This is a genomic window from Fulvimarina fulva, from assembly GCF_039652615.1.
GTDB lineage: Bacteria > Pseudomonadota > Alphaproteobacteria > Rhizobiales > Rhizobiaceae > Fulvimarina.
Genome location: NZ_JBDJAC010000007.1, coordinates 24,340 through 43,489 on the forward strand (window position 1 = coordinate 24,340; position 19,150 = coordinate 43,489).

20 protein-coding genes are annotated in these 19,150 nt (G+C 61.0%); 9 read left to right on the plus strand and 11 right to left on the minus strand.

Going from position 1 to position 19,150, the window contains the following annotated elements; all coding sequences use genetic code 11:
• Nucleotides 1-78: 78 nt before the first annotated feature.
• The 5 genes from ABDX79_RS11020 to ABDX79_RS11040 all read right to left on the minus strand — a co-directional run bounded on the left by ABDX79_RS11020 (nt 79) and on the right by ABDX79_RS11040 (nt 3,610).
• Nucleotides 79-1,116: a sensor histidine kinase gene (locus ABDX79_RS11020; RefSeq protein WP_346220344.1), complete on the minus strand. Its 1,038-nt coding sequence runs from the start codon at nt 1,114-1,116 to the stop codon at nt 79-81.
• 123 nt (nt 1,117-1,239) lie between these two features.
• The gene (gene coaA, locus ABDX79_RS11025) at nt 1,240-2,211 is read right to left on the minus strand and encodes a type I pantothenate kinase (RefSeq protein ID WP_346220345.1); all 972 of its coding nucleotides are present in this window, start codon (nt 2,209-2,211) and stop codon (nt 1,240-1,242) included.
• Nucleotides 2,208-2,546, minus strand: coding sequence for a phosphoribosyl-ATP diphosphatase (locus ABDX79_RS11030; RefSeq protein ID WP_346220346.1), 339 nt, complete (start codon nt 2,544-2,546; stop codon nt 2,208-2,210). Before ABDX79_RS11030 ends, coaA begins: the two co-directional genes overlap by 4 nt.
• A gap of 27 nt (nt 2,547-2,573) precedes the next feature.
• Nucleotides 2,574-3,377, minus strand: a complete 804-nt coding sequence (gene hisF, locus ABDX79_RS11035; protein WP_346220347.1) for an imidazole glycerol phosphate synthase subunit HisF — start codon at nt 3,375-3,377, stop codon at nt 2,574-2,576.
• A 38-nt stretch (nt 3,378-3,415) separates the two neighbouring features.
• Nucleotides 3,416-3,610: a hypothetical protein gene (locus ABDX79_RS11040; protein WP_346220348.1), complete on the minus strand. Its 195-nt coding sequence runs from the start codon at nt 3,608-3,610 to the stop codon at nt 3,416-3,418.
• A 15-nt stretch (nt 3,611-3,625) separates the two neighbouring features.
• On the opposite strand from ABDX79_RS11040, the gene ABDX79_RS11045 reads away from it, so the two are divergent.
• Entirely contained in the window at nt 3,626-3,769 is a 144-nt protein-coding gene (locus ABDX79_RS11045) for a hypothetical protein (RefSeq protein ID WP_346220349.1), read from the plus strand.
• Between the two features lie 17 nt (nt 3,770-3,786).
• On the plus strand, nt 3,787-4,629 hold the full coding sequence (locus ABDX79_RS11050) for an alpha/beta fold hydrolase (protein ID WP_346220350.1): 843 nt from the start codon (nt 3,787-3,789) through the stop codon (nt 4,627-4,629).
• A 12-nt stretch (nt 4,630-4,641) separates the two neighbouring features.
• On the opposite strand, the gene hisA is transcribed toward ABDX79_RS11050, so the two are convergent.
• From hisA to hisB, 4 genes are all read right to left on the minus strand, one after another.
• A complete protein-coding gene (gene hisA / locus ABDX79_RS11055; RefSeq protein ID WP_346220351.1) occupies nt 4,642-5,385 on the minus strand; it encodes a 1-(5-phosphoribosyl)-5-[(5-phosphoribosylamino)methylideneamino]imidazole-4-carboxamide isomerase in 744 nt (247 codons plus the stop codon).
• Between the two features lie 120 nt (nt 5,386-5,505).
• Nucleotides 5,506-6,159 carry an imidazole glycerol phosphate synthase subunit HisH gene (hisH, locus tag ABDX79_RS11060; RefSeq protein ID WP_346220547.1) on the minus strand — a complete coding sequence of 218 codons (654 nt, stop codon included), beginning with the start codon at nt 6,157-6,159 and terminating at the stop codon, nt 5,506-5,508.
• Nucleotides 6,160-6,203: 44 nt separating this feature from the next.
• A complete protein-coding gene (locus tag ABDX79_RS11065) occupies nt 6,204-6,662 on the minus strand; it encodes a DUF2628 domain-containing protein (RefSeq protein WP_346220352.1) in 459 nt (152 codons plus the stop codon).
• 37 nt (nt 6,663-6,699) lie between these two features.
• Nucleotides 6,700-7,308 (minus strand): imidazoleglycerol-phosphate dehydratase HisB, encoded by a 609-nt coding sequence (gene hisB / locus ABDX79_RS11070; protein WP_346220353.1) that lies wholly within the window; start codon nt 7,306-7,308, stop codon nt 6,700-6,702.
• A gap of 160 nt (nt 7,309-7,468) precedes the next feature.
• Here hisB and zapE point away from each other — a divergent pair, with 160 nt between their 5' ends.
• Nucleotides 7,469-8,653 (plus strand): cell division protein ZapE, encoded by a 1,185-nt coding sequence (gene zapE / locus ABDX79_RS11075; RefSeq protein ID WP_463671154.1) that lies wholly within the window; start codon nt 7,469-7,471, stop codon nt 8,651-8,653.
• On the opposite strand, the gene ABDX79_RS11080 is transcribed toward zapE, so the two are convergent.
• Complete coding sequence (locus ABDX79_RS11080) at nt 8,635-9,501, minus strand: GGDEF domain-containing protein (protein ID WP_346220354.1); 867 nt, start codon at nt 9,499-9,501, stop codon at nt 8,635-8,637. The two genes, zapE and ABDX79_RS11080, sit on opposite strands and share 19 nt — an antisense overlap.
• Nucleotides 9,502-9,516: 15 nt before the next feature.
• On the minus strand, nt 9,517-9,819 hold the full coding sequence (locus ABDX79_RS11085) for a hypothetical protein (protein ID WP_346220355.1): 303 nt from the start codon (nt 9,817-9,819) through the stop codon (nt 9,517-9,519).
• 647 nt (nt 9,820-10,466) lie between these two features.
• On the opposite strand from ABDX79_RS11085, the gene mdh reads away from it, so the two are divergent.
• The 6 genes from mdh (at nt 10,467) to odhB (ending at nt 18,686) form a co-directional block, all read left to right on the plus strand.
• On the plus strand, nt 10,467-11,429 hold the full coding sequence (gene mdh / locus ABDX79_RS11090) for a malate dehydrogenase (protein WP_346220356.1): 963 nt from the start codon (nt 10,467-10,469) through the stop codon (nt 11,427-11,429).
• Between the two features lie 80 nt (nt 11,430-11,509).
• Complete coding sequence (gene sucC, locus ABDX79_RS11095; RefSeq protein WP_346220357.1) at nt 11,510-12,700, plus strand: ADP-forming succinate--CoA ligase subunit beta; 1,191 nt, start codon at nt 11,510-11,512, stop codon at nt 12,698-12,700.
• Nucleotides 12,701-12,705: 5 nt separating this feature from the next.
• Nucleotides 12,706-12,903 (plus strand): hypothetical protein, encoded by a 198-nt coding sequence (locus ABDX79_RS11100; protein WP_346220358.1) that lies wholly within the window; start codon nt 12,706-12,708, stop codon nt 12,901-12,903.
• The gene (gene sucD / locus ABDX79_RS11105) at nt 12,903-13,823 is read left to right on the plus strand and encodes a succinate--CoA ligase subunit alpha (protein ID WP_346220359.1); all 921 of its coding nucleotides are present in this window, start codon (nt 12,903-12,905) and stop codon (nt 13,821-13,823) included. Before ABDX79_RS11100 ends, sucD begins: the two co-directional genes overlap by 1 nt.
• A 237-nt stretch (nt 13,824-14,060) precedes the next feature.
• On the plus strand, nt 14,061-17,048 hold the full coding sequence (locus ABDX79_RS11110) for a 2-oxoglutarate dehydrogenase E1 component (protein WP_346220360.1): 2,988 nt from the start codon (nt 14,061-14,063) through the stop codon (nt 17,046-17,048).
• Between the two features lie 54 nt (nt 17,049-17,102).
• Entirely contained in the window at nt 17,103-18,686 is a 1,584-nt protein-coding gene (gene odhB / locus ABDX79_RS11115; protein ID WP_346220361.1) for a 2-oxoglutarate dehydrogenase complex dihydrolipoyllysine-residue succinyltransferase, read from the plus strand.
• The last annotated feature ends 464 nt before the right edge of the window (nt 18,687-19,150 follow it).

Here is a 19,150-nt window from a genome sequence, read left to right on the forward strand (position 1 = left end):
AGCTATCGATACGGGCTTCGCTCTTAGCCTGCTGCGCGGCATTGCGCGATTGAATTTCCCGAAAGGTTCAGAGCGCGATCAGCTCGCCGGCGGCGTGAAGGTGCTCAGCGGGCGGTGGGCCGCGGCGAAAAATTCCACCATCACGCTGGTCCCGTGATCTTGTTCGTAGCTGATCGAGCCGCCCAGCTGTGCGGCGAGGCTCTGCATGATGCGTTGGCCGAGTGACTGGGTGGGCGATGGCTCCGACCTCTCACCGAAACCAACGCCGTCGTCTGCGACGATCAGCATGTAGTGACCCGGACCCATGGTCTTGAGGCTGATGAAGATGCTTCCCTCGTCGCGACCGCGAAATGCGTGCTTCTGGGCATTCGTCAGGGCTTCGACCATCAGAAGCGACAGGGTCGTTAGTTCCTTGAGATCGAAACGGATCTCGGGCGCGCTGACCTTTGTCGCGATCGGAATGGTTCCGCCCGCCTGCAGGACGTCGTTGGCAAGTTCATCGAGATAACGGCCGACCGAGCGCTGGACGGTATCCGGATCGTAAAGCCGCCGGTGCACGCGGCTGATCATGGTCAAACGATCCTGGGCTTCATCGAAAGCGTCCGCCGCAAGGGTTGGATCGCGCAGGACGTTCCGCTTCTGCACGGATAGAAGACTGGAAACGAACTGCATGTTGTTGGCGACGCGATGCTGCAATTCCTTGAACATCGTCTTTTGCTGATCGTACAACTCGCGATTGTCCGCTCGCTCGCGTTCGAGACGGTCGACCGTGATGTGAACGAAATGGACGAGAACGATGTCGATCGCCGCGACGATGAAGTAGAAAGTGAGCGCGATCGTGGTCGGGCCTGTCAACGCAAAGGATCGATAAGGCTGAATGAACCAGTACCAGGCGGCCAGGCCGGAAACGACACAGACGGCGATACCCGGCCGCACACCGCAGAAGAAACTCGTCAGGATGACCGCAGGAAAGAACGTGAGGTATTGAAAGCCCGTCGGCAGAACGGGATTGAGTGCGATGCGAGCCATGATGGCGGTCACGCATATGGCGAACGCGCCCGTCCACGCGAGAAGGGGAGCGGAGCGAATGCGCTCCGAGAGTTCAAATAGGCCCATGCCCCAACCGCATCATCCGTGTCGTGCTCACGCCGTCGATCCTGAATTTCATTCGCAAGACAAATGATTGTCGCACTATGACGAAGTTCGCAGCAAGTGTACTTATCCCTTCGTTTTTCGCTTCTAAAGCTTACGGAGAGCCACCCGTTCTATCAGGTGATTGCGTCCCTTCTTCAAGATGAGATCGGCCCGAGGGCGCGTCGGCAAGATATTTTCGTGCAGATTGACTGCATTGATATCGGCCCAGAGAGCCTCGGCCTTCTGCAGGGCGGCGGATTCCGCGATTTGAGAATATCGGTGGAAAAACGAATCTTCCTCGCGAAAGGCGGTCTCGCGCAGGCGCATGAACCTGTCGATATACCAGTCGTGGATGTCCGGTTCCTCGGCGTCGATATAGATCGAATAGTCGAAGAAGTCCGATACGAAGGGCACGGCTCGCCCATCGGGCGGCATTTTCTGGACCTGAAGCACGTTCAGCCCCTCGAAGATCAGGATATCGGGCCGGTCGACGACCGCCTGCTCGCCGGGTGTCACGTCGTAGTAGAAGTGCGAATACACTGGCGCCGTCACGCGCGGTGCGCCCGCCTTGATATCGGACAGGAAACGCAGGATCGCACCGACATCGTAGCTTTCCGGGAATCCCTTGCGGTGCATGAGGCCTTTGGATTCGAGAACCGCGTTCGGGAACAGGAAACCGTCGGTCGTGACAAGAGAGACCTTCGGGGAGTGAGGCCAGCGGCCGAGGAGCAGCTGAAGCAAGCGGGCCGTGGTCGACTTGCCAACCGCCACCGATCCCGCGATGCCGATGACGAATGGCGTCTTGTGGCCGGTGCCGTTGCCCGAAAGAAATTGCTGGCGCTGCTCGAACAGAACCTGCGATGCCTCGACATGGGCCGAAAGAAGGCGCGACAGGGACAGATAGATCCGGGTGACCTCGTCAAGATCCACCGGATCGTTCATCGAGCGGATGCGCTCAAGTTCACTCGCAGAGAGTGTCAGGGGCGTATCTGCTCGGAATTGAGACCATTCCTCCGCCGAAAAGACCCGGTAAGGCGAAAAAGGCGTCGGTTCGAGCTGATCCATCCGCTCTCTCACCCGTCGAGCGAACCGTCAGGCGTTCGGGAAGCTTTTTCGTCCAGTCCGCTCATCGATGTCCGGCGCCCGAGTTCGGCGAAAATATCGGAGACCGGTATGCCGCGCAGATGGAGGGCCACAAGGAGATGGTAAACAAGATCGGCGCTCTCGGAGGTGACCCGTTCGTCATCCTCGGATACCAGCGCGATCACGGTCTCGGTCGCTTCTTCACCCAGCTTCTTCGCCACATGGCCGATGCCTTTGTCCTTCAGCTTCGCCGTATAGGACTCGGCTGACGATGCGCTGGCTCGGTCGGCGACGATCTTTTCGAGATCGGAAAGGCTGAAATTTGTCATCGATCTGTCGTTTCCGCGGTCGGCGAATCAGGCGGCGTGCGCTGAAATATCGGCTGGATCGAGCCTTATGGGAACCCCGGCTGCAGCCATATGCGCCTTGGCCTCGGCAATCGTATAGGTGCCGAAGTGAAAAATGGATGCGGCCAGCACCGCCGCAGCGCCGCCCTTCGTCACCCCTTCGACCAGATGATCGAGGGTGCCGACTCCGCCGGAGGCGATGACGGGAACGGCGACCGCATCACTGACAGCTTTGGTGAGATCGAGATCGAATCCGGCCTTGGTTCCGTCGCGGTCCATGGAGGTCAGCAGGATTTCGCCGGCGCCAAGAGCAACGACCTTCCGGGCGAACTCGATTGCATCGATGCCGGTCTCCCGACGACCGCCATGGGTGAAGATCTCCCAGCGCGGCTCCGCTCCGCTCTCTGTCACACGGCGCGCATCGATCGCGACCACGATACACTGGTCGCCGAACTTGTCCGCGGCCTCGCCGACGAATTCCGGTCGATTGACCGCGGCGGTGTTGATCGAAACCTTGTCCGCGCCTGCGAGCAGAAGTGTCCGTACGTCCTGAACCGTTCGCACGCCGCCGCCGACGGTCACCGGCATGAAGCATTGTTCCGCCGTTCGGCGGACCACATCGACGATCGTCTCGCGCTCGTCCGAAGAGGCTGTGATGTCGAGGAAGCAGAGTTCGTCTGCCCCCGCCGCGTCATAGGCGCGGGCGGCCTCCACCGGATCGCCGGCATCGCGCAGGCCTTCGAAATTGACGCCTTTGACGACACGGCCGTCTTTGACATCGAGGCAGGGTATGATGCGGGCCTTGAGGGTCATGGTTAAGCTGCGGTCTCTCGAACTTGCTTTTCGAACGCTTATGCGATGCCGTGGTAGAGGTCGGCAAGCTTGAGAGTGAAATCGAATCCGGAAAGCGGCAGCCTGGATGCTGCACTCTCGACCATCTCCGGGCGCTGAAACACACCGTGCTCGTCGGTGTTCAGCGCAGTCCGCAATACCATCGCGAGATTGAGAATGAGCTCTGCATGCTTCCTGCTTCCGCCGGTCATCATCTCGCAAATTTTCCCATGCACGAATTTACGTTTTCCTTCGCGGCCCTCGTTTCAGCGGAGGAATTCGTCTGCGGTTATGGTGGGTTGCGACTGGATGTTCATCGCCCTGCAGTCTACCAGCAATGGGCATCGCTGGAAATCGCCGGACGCATCGCCTGAAGGGTCGATCTTATCTTTTGACGCCAGCCTCACAGCCATTGAAGATTGTCGACATCGACGGGACGCATTTCGCGCTGGACGACTTCGATCGGGCGGAATGCGACGCCCCGCCGCTGATCTTCCTCCACGGCGCCGTCCAGACCCGAAAGGTCTGGTCAAGGCAGGCGGAGGCGTTTGCCAGCGAACGGCGCGTCGTGGTGCCGGATCTTCGGGGCCACGGAGCAACCACCGGGCCATCGGAAGATCTGGCAATCGAGGCCCATGCGCGCGATATGATCGCCTTGCTGGACGCGCTTGCCATCGAGCGTGCACTGATCTGCGGCGTCTCGCTGGGCGGCATGGTCGCTTTGTCGATGGCCTCGCTCGCCCCGCATCGGATCGCCGGACTGATACTCGCCGATACGCCGCTTGCGCTGTCCCTCACCGGTCCCGTTCGAAGCATCCTCGAATGGATGGGTCCTCAACGGATCCTGTGGCCGTTCTTTCGCCTTATCGGCCGCAGGAAGACCGCGCGTCTCGGGCTGACCCTCGCGCGGTTGCTGCTAGGCTGGAAATGGGTAGGCCGGCAGGCCGGCGAGTATTTCGTCGAGGGGTTCTCCCAGATGGCGCCGGAGGCGATCGTCGCAACCTATGCCGCCATCGTTGCGGCCGACCCGGTCGCGATCGAGATCGCGGACAAGCCCTGTCTCGTCATCCTCGGTCGTCATGAGACCCGCGTCGTCGTTTCCCATGCCGGCGAAATCGCCCGCCGTCTCGGTCGTGCGGAAATCGTCGTCGTCGACGGCGGCCATGTGCCGAACATCGATGCGCCGGAAGAGTTCAACAGTGCCGTGAAGCGATTTCTGAATTCTGTCGCTTAAATCCGTACAGCGTCAGGCGTTTTCGGCAGACAGGACTTCGAGCGCCTCCTTCGGATCGATGCGTCCATCGTAGAGGGCCCGCCCGGAGATCGCGCCTTCCAGTGCCAGGGCGTCCGGCATCGTCATGCGGACGATATCAGCCATGGAGGCAAGGCCGCCCGAGGCGATGACGGGGATCGAGACGGCCTCTGCCAGATCGATCGTCGCCGGCCAGTTTATGCCGGCAAGGACGCCGTCCCGGTCGATATCGGTATAGATGATGGCCGAGACGCCGGCATCCTCGAAGCGCCTTGCCAGATCGACGGCTGTCAATTCGGAGGTTTCGGCCCAGCCCTCGACGGCCACCTTGCCGCCCTTGGCGTCGATGCCGACGGCGACCTGACCGGGGAAGCGCTTCGCGGCCTCTTTCACCAGGTCAGGGTCCCGAACCGCGACGGTGCCGAGGATCACGCGCGACAGGCCCTTGTCGAGCCAGCCCTCGATATCGGCCATGGTGCGGATGCCGCCGCCGAGCTGGACCTTCATCTCGGTGCCGACGGCTGCGAGGATGGCATCCACCGCCTCACCATTGACCGAGTCGCCTTTGAAGGCGCCGTTCAGGTCGACGACATGGAGGTGGCTGAAGCCGACATCGCGAAACTCGCGGGCCTGTCCCGCCGGATCGGCGTTGTAGACAGTCGCCTGATCCATGAGGCCGAGCTTCAGACGAACACAGGCACCATCCTTGAGATCGATGGCGGGAAAGAGGATGGGCACGGAACGGACTTTCGAATTGTTTAGATGATCTGGAAGACGGCGAGCAGCACGATCGTCAAGAGAACCGAGACGAGAATGGAGCCGAGGCAGCCAAGGCGATTTGAGAAAAAGACAAACATCTCAAGGCTTCCATTCGAGGAAATTCGCGATCAGACGGAGCCCGAGCATCTGGCTCTTCTCCGGATGGAACTGCGTCCCCACCTTATTGCCGCTCGCAACCATTGCGGTCACCGGTCCGCCGTAATCGGTTGTCGCGACAAGCTCGTCGGAACGCGCGGCGGCCAGATGGTAGGAGTGAACGAAATAGGCGTGCAGTCCATCCGGGCCGGTCTCGATGCCATCCATGAGCGGATGCGGCGTCTCGATGTCGAGCGTATTCCAGCCCATCTGCGGAATTTTCAGGCCTGGGTCGTTCGGCTGAATCTTGACGACGTCGCCCTTGACCCAGCCAAGCCCCTCCGTCACGGCTTTTTCCAGACCGCGCTCCGCCATCAGCTGCATGCCGACGCAGATGCCGAGGAAGGGCCGCGCGTTTCGCTCCACGGCTTCCCGGAGCACATCCACCATGCCGGGCACCGCGTTGAGACCGGCCCGGCAATCGGCATAGGCGCCGACGCCTGGAAGCACGATGCGGTCCGCTGCCCGGACCTCGGCCGGATCGTCGGTCAGAAGAATTCGGATATCCGGATCGATGCCTCTTGCGGCGCGTTCGAAGGCTTTCGTCGCCGAGCGCAGATTGCCGGAGCCATAATCGATAATCGTGACGGTCTGCATTGAGGCACGCCCTGCCTGCGTCATGGAGTTTCTTGGAAAGCGCCTTACGCGGTTCGCGCGGTCCACGGAAGATGCGGCTTTGCGTCAGGTGCGGTCTCGTGCGCTTCGGGTTCCGATCTCGGCCTGCCGGCGTCGGCGTTGAAATAGCGAAGCTCGGCTTCGGCCATCGAATCGGCCCGGACGACGGATGCCATCCGCCAGCCTTTCTTCAAGCGGTTGCTGACGATGAGATTTCGGCCTTCGAGCCCGACCAGCAAAGCGAGCCCGAATTGCGCGGCAGAGGACAGGAGCCCGAGCCCCTGCCACCAGCCAATCATCATGAAGGTGACGTCGAGCGCGAGAACGACGATTCCAGCCAGCCAGAGGCGGTGCCAGAACAGCCAGAAGAATAAAAAGAAAAAGGCAAGCGGCGCAAAGGCGTCCTTCACGAAACGCGCATCGGCTGTTGTCTCGTTCTCACCCGCTGCCGGCGGCTCCAGCACGACCCAGCGTTTGCCGCTCATGGCTGCGTTCTTCCTCGGCGATCGGCCCGTTCGCGCGTCACGCCAGCATTCCCTTCGTGGACGGAACGAGATCGGCCTGTCGCGGATCGATGGAAAGAGCTTCCCCGAGTACGCGCGCGACCGCCTTGAAGCAGGTTTCCGCGATGTGATGGGAATTGTCGCCGTAAAGATTGGTGACATGAAGGGTCAGTCCGGCGTTCTGGGCGAAGGCCTGAAAGAATTCGCGCACGAGCTCCGTGTCGAACGTGCCGATCTTCGCGCGCGTGAACTTGGCTGAAAACACCAGAAACGGCCGGCCTGAGACATCGATCGCCGCGCGGGTCAGACACTCGTCCATGGCAAGATCGAGGGATGCGTAACGGCGGATGCCCTTGCGATCGCCCATCGCCTTACGAATGGCCTGACCGAGCGCGATTCCCGTATCCTCAACGCAGTGGTGATCGTCGATGTGGAGATCGCCCTTCGCCCGGACGGTGATATCGATCAGGGAATGCCGGGAAAGCTGATCGAGCATGTGGTCGAAGAATCCGACGCCGGTCGTGATATCGGACGTCCCGGTCCCATCGAGATCGACGCGGACCTCGATCTCGGTTTCCTTGGTCGCGCGGGTGACGGCCGCGTCCCGCCTTCCTGCCGTGTCTGCCATGCGTCTCGTCTCTCGTTTAGGGCGCCGCGCATCTCCTATCACCGCATCGGCACAAGAGCCAATTGCTGGGGTTGAAGGAGCGGGCTTTTACTGCACTTCAAACTTGCCTATTCACATCCGCCGGAAAGGGTGGGCACTGTTTCCGCCAGATACCGGAGCGATGATGGCCAGTTCGTCGACCATACCTGAACGCAAAAGAGCGGGGCCTGTGCGCTCGCAGCTGGAGCGCCTGATCGAGCGCGGCGAGATCGAACCGGATCCCGCGCAGAAGCTGCTTGCGGATCGATTGGATCGCCTTGATCACGATCTCTCCAACCGCTCCGTCGCAACGAAGTCGAGTGCGCTCGGCTGGTTGTTCGGCAAGAAGGGTAAGCCTGAGAAGGTGAAGGGCCTTTACGTCTACGGCTCCGTCGGTCGCGGCAAGACGATGCTGATGGACATGTTCTACCGGCAGAGCTCCGTGTCGAAAAAGCGCCGGGTCCACTTCCATGCCTTCATGGGGGACGTTCACGACCGGATCGGCGCCCATCGCGACAAGGTGAGGGAAGGCACCGCGTCCCAGGATGATCCGATGCCGCCGGTGGCGAGGCAGATTGCAGAGCAAAGCCTGCTTCTGTGCTTTGACGAATTCACCGTCACCGACGTCGCCGACGCTCTGATCCTGTCCCGGCTGTTCGAGGCCCTGTTCCAGGAGGGGGTCGTTCTCGTGGCGACCTCCAACGTCGCGCCGGACGATCTCTACAAGGACGGTCTCAATCGCGGGCTCTTCCTGCCATTCGTGGACAAGCTCAAGGACAATGTGGAGGTGCTCGCCCTCGATGCCGGCGAAGATTACCGGCTTGCCGCCATTGGCACCGAAGACCTCTACATCACGCCGCTGGACGATCAGGCCGAGGCGCGGGTGGAAAAGGTCTGGAATTCGCTCCTGTCGGGAGAGAAGGAACACGCAGCCTCCTTGTCGGTCAAAGGCCGGACGATTCCCGTTCCGCGCGCGGGCAATGGCGCGGCACGATTCCAATACGAGCAATTGCTGCAAAGGCCGCTGGGCGCGCAGGACTTCATCGCTCTCGCAAGGCGGTTCCATACGGTCGTTCTCGAGGGTGTTCCGGCCTTGACGGTTTCAGAGCGCAACGAGGCGAAGCGCCTGATCAACCTGGTCGACACCCTCTACGATGCCGGCCGCAGGCTGGTCATTTCGGCCGAGGTGCCGGCAAAGGAACTCTACACCGCTCCATCCGGTACGGAGCGATTCGAGTTCGAACGCACGGTGTCCCGCCTCTTCGAGATGCGAAGCGACACCTATATGCCTTCAGGCCATGCCGCGCCTCAGGAGGCCAATGGGTAGCGCTTGGAAGCGGTGTTCGAAGCCTTGAACCTGCGGCAGTCTTTCGCAATGGGACCGTAGATCGGCAATGGCGCGGACGATGCCTGATGAACGCGCACGCAATTTCGGCCATCGGCTTTGGCCTGATACAAAGCGTCGTCGGCTTCGCGGATCAGGCGGTCCGTGTCCTCGGCATTCAGAGCGCCGGCAACTCCGATTGAGACCGTCACGTCGATTGTCGTCTTCTCGTCGACCGATGTCCAATCGGAGATCGACTTGCGCGCATCTTCCGCAATCGAGCGGGCGTCGCACGGCAACGTATCGTCCAGCAGAACGACGAACTCTTCGCCGCCGAAGCGTGCGACCGTTGCTTCGCGGCCCGCCGTAAGCCTCAGCTTTGCGGCAATTACCTGCAGGATCTGGTCGCCCGCCGTGTGACCAAATCGGTCGTTGACGCGTTTGAAATGATCGATGTCGACAACAAGCACAGCGAGCGGGCGTTGCTCCCGCCGTTCCTTGATCGCTCGAAGGGTAAGCCCAAAGCCTCGGCGGTTGGCGACCTTGGTCAGCGGATCGCGAAGCGCTGCGCGCGATAGCTCTGCCTCCCGACGCATCATGCGGTCTTCTCGAAGCATGAGGGAGCCGAGAAAGAGAGCGAAGATGACGCTCGAACTCACGAGGCCGAGGATCGCGCCGATCTGCGATAATGGCGCTGCTTCGGTCATCAGGATGGGAGCTGCGTGCAAAGACACCAGAAGACCAAGGATGAGGAGGTCGCGAGGACGTTTCTCGCGTTGTGCGTGAAACATCGCGTGCCAGACGAGACCTGCCGCAATGCTGATGCACAGGGAGACGATGCCTGCGATCAAACCCTCCTGATCATGCTAGATACTGTGAATTGCCGCGAAACCGCCGCCGACAAGTGCCGTGATCGGGCCGCCGAACGCAGAAGAGATCCCCACGACCAAGGCTCCACTGTCGAGCTCGCATCCACCGCTGAAATGGGTCTGATGGATCGTTCCCAGTGCCACTGCGCAGCTTGTCGCCCCACCTAGCAGAAGCGCTTGGCCCTTCGGTCCGAAGGAGCTTAAGCGAATGGCACCATAGGCAACCGAGAGAATGGCGAGAATCGCAAGAATGCCGAAGCCATGGGAAAGGGCCGGAATAAGCTCGAAACTGCGGGCCATATGATATCTCGAGGCAAGTGTTTACGCGCTTAGAAAAAAAACAGTGCGATTTAATACACGCGACGATGGCGCAAAGGCTTTACTGTTATTTCTATATTTGTTCGCTGAGCAACAACTTTAAATGTGCGCAACGTGACGGCTATCGCTCGACCAGTCGTTCGAAAAGGGTGATCGTCCGCGAAGCGCCCCGGCAAGCGCACATCGCGCGAGGAGCTTTGGCTGGAGGCTCCTGTTGCCGGACGGCGGCGTCCAAGCTCGGGAGGCACGGTCGTGTGTGCGCTGCAAAAAATCGCCAGCGCGCGGCTTCGGAGTGATGCTCCTCGTCGGCGTTGCGAGGTTGGCCACAGCTTTTTCGAAAAAGCGTGAAGACATCGAACAATCTAACCGTTTGAATAGTTCGGCCGGGTGTTTGGTGCTGTTGCGCCACATTCGCGTGCGGGCTATCCCACCCCCAAGCTTTAAAGCAAACTGCCGGAATTCGTGGCGTAAGACGCGCGAATGTGGCCAGGGTGCAGTGCAAGAAAGCCAACGGCGCATTAAGTGGCCGTTCCAGGGCTATGGCCGTTTCTGACGAACGGCCGGCCGCCAACAGATTCGCGCGGGACATGCTTCGTGCTTCCCGTTGCCAGACAAGAAGGACCCAAGGCATGGCCCGCAACAAAATCGCGTTAATCGGTTCCGGCATGATCGGCGGCACGCTCGCTCACCTGGCAGGCCTCAAGGACCTCGGTGATGTCGTGCTGTTCGACATTTCGGAAGGCACGCCCCAGGGCAAGGCCCTGGATATCGCCGAGTCCGGTCCTGTCGAAGGCTTCGACGGCGCTTTCTCCGGCGCGAACGATTATGCCGCCATCGAGGGTGCGGATGTCTGTATCGTGACCGCCGGCGTGCCGCGCAAGCCCGGCATGAGCCGTGACGACCTTCTCGGCACGAACCTCAAGGTCATGGAACAGGTGGGCGCGGGCATCGCGAAATACGCGCCGAACGCCTTCGTGATCTGCATCACGAACCCGCTCGATGCGATGGTCTGGGCGCTGCAGAAGTTTTCCGGCCTGCCGTCCAACAAGGTCGTCGGCATGGCCGGTGTGCTCGATTCGTCGCGCTTCCGCCACTTCCTTGCAACCGAGTTCAAGGTTTCGGTCGAGGACGTCACGGCATTCGTGCTCGGTGGCCACGGCGATACGATGGTGCCGCTGGCACGGTATTCGACTGTTGGCGGCATCCCGCTGACGGATCTCGTCAAGATTGGCTGGTGCACGCAGGAGCGTCTCGAAGAGATCATCCAGCGCACCCGTGACGGCGGTGCGGAAATCGTCGGTCTCCTCAAGAACGGCTCGGCCTATTACGCACCAGCCGCCTCGGCGATCGCGATGGCCGAATCCTACATCAAGGACAAGAAGCGGGTTCTTCCCTGTGCCGCCGCGCTCTCGGGTCAGTACGGCCTTTCGGACATGTATGTCGGCGTTCCCTGCGTCATCGGCGAGGGGGGTGTCGAGCGCGTCATCGAGATCGATCTGGATTCGGACGAGAAGGCTCAGTTCGACAAGTCGGTCGACAGCGTGAAGGGCCTGATGGAGGCCTGCCGCGGTATCCAGCCGAGCCTCGGCTGATCTCACGACATTCGACGGGGCGCGGGTAACCGCAGCCCCGTTTTCTTTGACGAGCCTCCAAAAGGCGAAAAGGGCATCAGATGAACATTCACGAATATCAGGCCAAGCAGGTCCTCAAGGGTTTCGGCGCACCGGTCGCGAACGGCGTCCCGATTACCGACGCATCCGAGGCGGAGAGCGCTGCCAAGCAGCTGCCCGGTCCGCTTTACGTGGTGAAGAGCCAGATCCATGCGGGCGGTCGCGGCAAGGGCAAGTTCAAGGAGCTTGGCCCCGATTCCAAGGGCGGCGTGCGACTTGCAAAGTCGATCGAGGACGTCGTTGCCAATGCGAAGGAAATGCTCGGCAATACGCTTGTCACCAAGCAGACGGGCGATGCCGGCAAGCAGGTGAACCGCCTCTATATCGAGGATGGCGCGGACATCGATCGCGAGCTCTATCTCTCGCTTCTCGTCGATCGCTCCGTCGGCAAGGTCGCCTTCGTCGCCTCGACCGAGGGCGGCATGGACATCGAGACCGTGGCTGAAGAGACGCCCGAGAAGATCTTCAACTTGCCCATCGAGCCCGCCGATGGCGTGACCGAGGCGGATGCGGCCAAGCTCTGCGACGCCCTGAAGCTCGATGGCGCGGCCCGTGAAGACGGCATGAAGCTCTTCCCGATCCTCTACAAGGCCTACATGGAAAAGGACATGAGCCTTCTGGAGATCAACCCGCTGATCGTCATGACGGACGGCCATCTGCGGGTGCTCGACGCCAAGGTCTCCTTCGACGGAAACGCTCTCTTCCGCCACGATGACATCAAGGCGCTGCGCGACGAGACCGAGGAAGACGCCAAGGAAATCGAAGCCTCGAAATACGACCTCGCCTATGTCGCGCTCGACGGCGATATCGGCTGCATGGTGAACGGCGCTGGGCTTGCTATGGCGACGATGGACATCATCAAGCTGTACGGCAAGGAGCCGGCCAACTTCCTCGACGTCGGCGGCGGCGCGACGAAGGAAAAGGTCACGGCGGCCTTCAAGATCATCACAGCCGATCCGAACGTGAAGGGCATTCTCGTCAACATCTTCGGCGGAATCATGCGCTGCGATGTGATCGCGGACGGTGTGGTCGCGGCGGTCAAGGAGGTTGGCCTCAAGGTTCCGCTGGTCGTGCGACTCGAAGGCACCAATGTCGATCAGGGCAAGACGATCCTCAATGAAAGCGGGCTTGCCATCACGGCAGCCGACGATCTCGACGATGCCGCAAAGAAGATCGTCGCCGCCGTTGGGTAAGGGGCATGGCTGAGATCCTGGCCGTCTGGTCGCCGTTTCTGTTGCTGATCGCCGTGGCGATCTGGCTCATGCGGCGATCACGCCGGGCCATGGACCGCCATGTGGCCGATACCGAGGCACTCAACAAACTCATTCTCGAGGCCAGTCGCGAAACCGTTCACGAACTGCGCCAAATCCGAAAGATCCTGGAGGATCGCCCGTAATGTCCATTCTCGTCGACAAGAACACCAAGATCATCGTGCAGGGCCTCACCGGCAAGACAGGCACGTTCCATACCGAGCAGGCGCTTGCCTATCACGGCACGCAGATGGTTGCCGGCATCCATCCCAAGAAAGGCGGCGAGACCTGGACCGCCGGTGAGGGCGCAAAGGCGGCGGCCGGCACCGAATTGCCGATCTTTACCTCGGTTGCCGAGGCCAAGGACAGGACCGGCGCAACGGCTTCGGTGATCTACGTGCCGCCGGCGGGCGCGGCCGCCGCGATCGAGGAAGCCATCGAGGCCGGAATCGATCTCATCACCTGCATCACCGAGGGCATTCCGGTGTCGGACATGGTCAAGGTGAAGGCGAAGCTCGAAAACTCGAAGTCGCGGCTCATCGGTCCGAACTGCCCCGGCGTGCTGACGCCCGAGCAGTGTAAGATCGGCATCATGCCAGGCAACATCTTCTCGAAGGGCTCCGTCGGTGTCGTGTCCCGTTCCGGCACGCTCACCTATGAGGCGGTGTTCCAGACGACCAATGAGGGCCTCGGCCAGACGACCGCCGTCGGCATCGGTGGCGACCCGGTCAAGGGCACCGAATTCATCGACGTTCTTGAAATGTTCCTCGCCGACGACGCGACCGAATCGATCATCATGATCGGCGAGATCGGCGGTTCGGCCGAGGAGGACGCCGCGCAGTTTTTGGCAGACGAGGCCAAGAAGGGCCGCGCCAAGCCGACCGTTGGCTTCATTGCCGGCCGTACGGCGCCGAAGGGCCGCACCATGGGCCATGCGGGCGCAGTGGTTTCCGGCGGCAAGGGCGGCGCGGAAGACAAGATCGCTGCGATGGAAGCTGCGGGCATTCGCGTCTCGCCATCGCCGGCCCAGCTCGGCAAGACGCTCGTCGAACTTCTCAAGGGCTGACACGGCGCCTCCGATAAATGACGAAAGGGTTCGCATCTGGCGAACCCGCATTGCCAAGGCGTCGATCGGTCCCCATCTGGCTCGACGAAGCGCTTTACGGCAGGCTCAAATTGGAACAAGCTGGCACGGCGAACGCAGAAAGCCGCCGCCAGCGGTTCAGATCAGGACGGGCGAACTCTCGTCCGTCGTTCAACGCAGCGAGGAGGCGGGGCCCCGTAACCCCCGCAAATGGACGCCATGGCACGCAATGATGACGCCAACGAAGTGTTTGCAGAGACTTCGTTTCTTTACGGCGGCAACGCGGATTACATCGAGGAGCTGTACGCGGCTTACGAGGACGATCCGTCTTCGGTCGATGCCGAATGGGCCGATTTCTTCGCCGGCCTGAAGGACGAGAAAGCAACCGTCCATAAAAATGCGTCCGGTCCCTCGTGGACCCGCGCGAATTGGCCCATCGCGGCCAATGGCGAACTGGTTGCGGCTCTCGACGGCGATTGGGGCGATGTCGACAAGCGGATCGATACGAAGGTCCGCAAGGAGGCCCAGAAACAGGGCGTCGGCCTGACTGAGGAAGCGGCGAACCGCGCCCGGCAGGATTCGATTTCGGCCCTCATGCTGATCCGCGCTTATCGCGTGCGTGGTCACCTGCACGCGGATCTTGACCCGCTCGGCATCGCGAACCAGCCGGACGACGACTATAACGAGCTTTCGCCGAAGACCTACGGCTTCACCGAAGCCGATTACGATCGCAAGATCTTCATCGACAACGTACTCGGCATGAAGTTCGCGACCATCCGCGAAATGCTCGACGTGTTGAAGCGCACCTATTGCTCGACCCTTGGCGTCGAGTTCATGCATATCTCCAATCCGGCTGAAAAGAGCTGGTTGCAGGAGCGTATCGAGGGGCCGGATAAGGGCGTTGCCTTCACCGAGCAGGGCAAGCGCGCGATCCTGAACAAGCTGATCGAAGCCGACGGCTTCGAGAAGTTTCTCGATGTCAAATACAAGGGCACCAAGCGTTTCGGCCTCGATGGCGGCGAAGCGCTGATCCCGGCGCTCGAACAGATCATCAAGCGCGGCGGACAGCTTGGCCTCAAGGAGATCGTTCTCGGCATGGCCCATCGCGGCCGCCTCAACGTTCTCAGCCAGGTGATGGCCAAGCCCCACCGGGCGATCTTCCACGAATTCAAGGGCGGCTCGTTCAAGCCGGAGGACGTCGAAGGATCAGGCGACGTCAAGTATCACCTCGGCACCTCGTCCGATCGCAGCTTCGACGACAACAACGTCCATCTTTCGCTGACCGCGAACCCGTCGCACCTCGAAATCGTCGATCCCGTCGTGATGGGTAAGGCGCGCGCGAAGCAGGACCAGATCGCTGGTTCGACGCGCACGGACATCGTGCCGCTGGAGCAGCGCGCCATGGTGCTTCCATTGCTTCTCCATGGCGATGCAGCTTTTGCCGGTCAGGGCGTCGTCCCGGAATGCTTCAACCTATCGGCGCTGCGCGGTCATCGCGTCGCTGGGTCCCTGCATTTCATCATCAACAACCAGATCGGTTTCACGACCAATCCGCGCTTCTCGCGCTCGTCGCCTTATCCGTCCGACGTTGCGAAGATGGTCGAAGCACCGATCTTCCACGTCAATGGCGACGATCCCGAAGCGGTGGTCTATGCGGCGAAGATCGCGACCGAATTCCGGATGAAGTTCCACAAGCCGGTCGTCATCGACATGTTCTGCTACCGGCGGTACGGTCATAACGAGGGCGACGAGCCTGCGTTCACCCAGCCGAAGATGTACAAGGTCATCCGGAATCATCCGACGACCCTGGAAATCTATTCCAAGAAGCTGGTGAAAGAGGGGCTTGTCACCCAGCAAGAAGTCGACGATCGGATCGCCAAGTTCCGCACCGCGCTGGACGAAGACTTCGAGGCAAGCCAGTCCTTCAAGCCGAACAAGGCCGATTGGCTGGATGGCGCCTGGTCGGGACTGAAGCGCGCGGAAGAGGAAGACGAGCCGCGCCGCGGCGCGACCGGCGTTCCGCTCAAGACATTGCAGGACATCGGAAACAAGCTCTGCAGCGTTCCGGACGATTTTAACGTCCACCGAACCATTCGTCGTTTCCTTGATAATCGCGCGAAGATGATCGAGAGCGGCGAGAACATCGACTGGGCGACTGGCGAAGCGCTGGCCTTCGGCTCGCTCGTCGCCGAGGGGCATCCGGTACGGCTTTCCGGACAGGATTCGGAGCGCGGTACCTTCTCCCAGCGTCATTCCGTTCTCTACGATCAGGAAACCGAAGATCGCTTCATTCCGCTCGGCCATATCTCCGAGGGTCAGGCGATCTACGAGGTCATCAATTCGATGCTCTCGGAAGAGGCCGTTCTCGGTTTCGAATACGGCTATTCGCTGTCGGAGCCCAACGCGCTGACGCTCTGGGAAGCCCAGTTTGGCGACTTCGCCAACGGCGCTCAGGTGGTGATCGACCAGTTCATCTCGTCGGGCGAACGCAAATGGCTGCGCATGTCCGGCCTCGTCCTGCTTCTGCCCCATGGCTATGAGGGGCAGGGACCTGAGCATTCTTCGGCGCGTCTCGAACGCTTCCTGCAGCTCTGCGCTGAAGACAACATGCAGGTGGCCAATGTCACCACGCCGTCGAATTACTTCCACATCCTGCGGCGTCAGCTGAAGCGTGACTTCCGCAAGCCGCTTATTTTGATGACGCCGAAATCGCTTCTGCGCCACAAGCGTGCGGTTTCCCGCCTTGACGAGATGGCTGGCGAGACGAGCTTCCATCGCCTGTTGTGGGACGATGCCGAGCGTCTTGGGGGCGGGGAAAGCTCTCTCGTATCGGACGAGCAGATGCGGCGCGTCGTGATGTGCTCGGGTAAGGTCTATTACGATCTCTTCGAGGAACGCGAGAAACGCGGCATCAACGACGTTTACCTGCTGCGCCTCGAACAGCTCTATCCGTTCCCGGCCAAGGCCCTTATCGCGGAGTTGTCGCGTTTCAAACAGGCCGAGATGGTCTGGTGCCAGGAAGAGCCCAAGAACATGGGCGCTTGGTCATTCATCGATCCCTATCTCGAATGGGTTCTCGATCATATCGGCGTGGAAAATACCCGGGTGCGGTATGCGGGGCGTGCGGCTGCCGCATCGCCGGCGGCCGGTACCATGTCGACCCATCTCAAACAGCTCGAAGCCTTCCTCGAGGAAGCGCTGGGCTAGGCCCGGCATTTCCTCAATCCTTCGAATGAATCAGGACGCCGAAAGAAAACATCCATGAGCACCGAGATTAAAGTTCCGACCCTTGGCGAGTCCGTGTCGGAAGCCACCATCGGCACGTGGTTCAAGCAGGTCGGAGACCGCGTCGAGCAGGACGAGACGCTGGCCGAACTGGAAACCGACAAGGTTACGGTCGAAGTGCCTGCGCCAGCCGCTGGCGTGCTGCAGGAGATCGTCGCCAAACAGGGCGATACGGTCGAAGTGGGTGCGCTGATCGGCATGATCGGCGAAGGCGAGGGATCGGCGGCAGGCTCGTCGGACGATGCTACCGAGAAGCCCTCCCGGGAAGCAAGGCAGGAAGCGGCTTCCGACGATGCCGGCGGCTATGGCGGCGAAAGCAAGTCCGATCAGCAGCAGTCGGGCGGTGGTTCCTTGACCGATGTCAACGTCCCCTCGGCTGGCGAATCGGTGAGCGAGGCAACGGTCGGAACGATCTTCAAGAAGGTCGGTGACAGTGTTTCGATGGACGAGGCCCTGCTCGAACTGGAGACGGACAAGGCTGCCCAGGAAGTGCCGTCGCCCGTCGCGGGTGTCATCCGTGAGCTCGCCGTTTCCGAAGGCGACGAGGTCAAGGTCGGCGCACTTTTGATGAAGATCGAAGAAGGTGCCTCCGGTGGCGACTCGTCCGGTAACGCCGTTGCAAACCGCGCTCCGGAGCCTTCCGAGAGCAAGGCCGAAGCAGAGTCCAGCCGTCCGCCGGCACCGTCTGCCCGCAAGCTGATGGAAGAGAAGAACGTGTCTTCCGATCAGGTGAAGGGTTCGGGCCGCGACGGTCAGATCCTGAAGGGCGACGTTCTTGAAGCCGTTTCGAAGGGCGCTCCGTCGAGCACGCAGGAAAAGCCGGCCGCACCGAAGCGGGCCGAGCCCTCGAAGGACGATGCGCCGCGCGAGGAGCGCGTGAAGATGACGCGTCTGCGTCAGACCATCGCCAAGCGCCTGAAGAGCGCGCAGGACACGGCCGCGATGCTGACCACCTTTAACGAGGTGGACATGACCGCGACCATGGAGATGCGCAAGAAGTACAAGGATCTCTTCGAGAAGAAGCACGGCATCAAGCTGGGCTTCATGGGCTTCTTCACAAAGGCAGTTTGCCATGCGTTGAAGGAAATCCCGGCGGTGAACGCCGAGATCGACGGCAATGACATCGTCTACAAGAACTTCTGCCACATCGGCATGGCCGTCGGCACGGACAAGGGCCTCGTCGTCCCGGTCATTCGTGACGCCGACCAGATGACCATTGCCGAGGTTGAGAAGGAACTCGGTCGCCTCGCCAAGGCCGCGCGTGATGGCAAGCTCGGCGTCTCGGAGATGCAGGGCGGCACCTTCACGATCACCAATGGCGGCGTCTACGGCTCGCTCATGTCGACGCCGATTCTCAATGCGCCGCAATCGGGCATCTTGGGTATGCACAAGATCCAGGAGCGTCCGATGGCGATCGGCGGCGAGGTGAAGATCCGTCCGATGATGTATCTCGCACTTTCCTACGATCACCGGATCGTCGACGGTAAGGAAGCCGTCACCTTCCTCGTGCGCGTGAAGGAGAGCCTGGAAGATCCAGAGCGTCTGATCCTCGATCTTTGATCCAAGGGGATACGGCCGACGGGATTGACCGTCGGCCTTTACGAAGTAGCCCATGCAATTGTGCCGATGGCTTACGCAGCCGTCGGCGCCTATCCGGGGTGGAAGAAGCTTGGACCGGAGACGACATAATAGCGTATCCGGCTGATGAAGCGGGGGATGGTATCAAAGCCCCAAGCGGCGCGCGGGCGTCTTCAAACCCGCTATCGCGAAGCGATCGAACGGGTTTCGTATAATACCGGCGGACCTTTGAAACCATCGGTTTCATGGGTCGTCGGCAGTCCGAGCGGCGTTTGAGCCGTTTGCCGGGCGTGGATTGACCCAGCGGGTCAATTCATTCGTCCGGCGGTATAAGTCAGTTCTGCAGTCGCTTATGCGGCGCTTTCTCGGCGGACGCACGTGATGGAGCTGTTCAATCGCGCCGCGCTATAGCTTGGTGACGAGGAAATGGAAGTCCGCCGCGATGA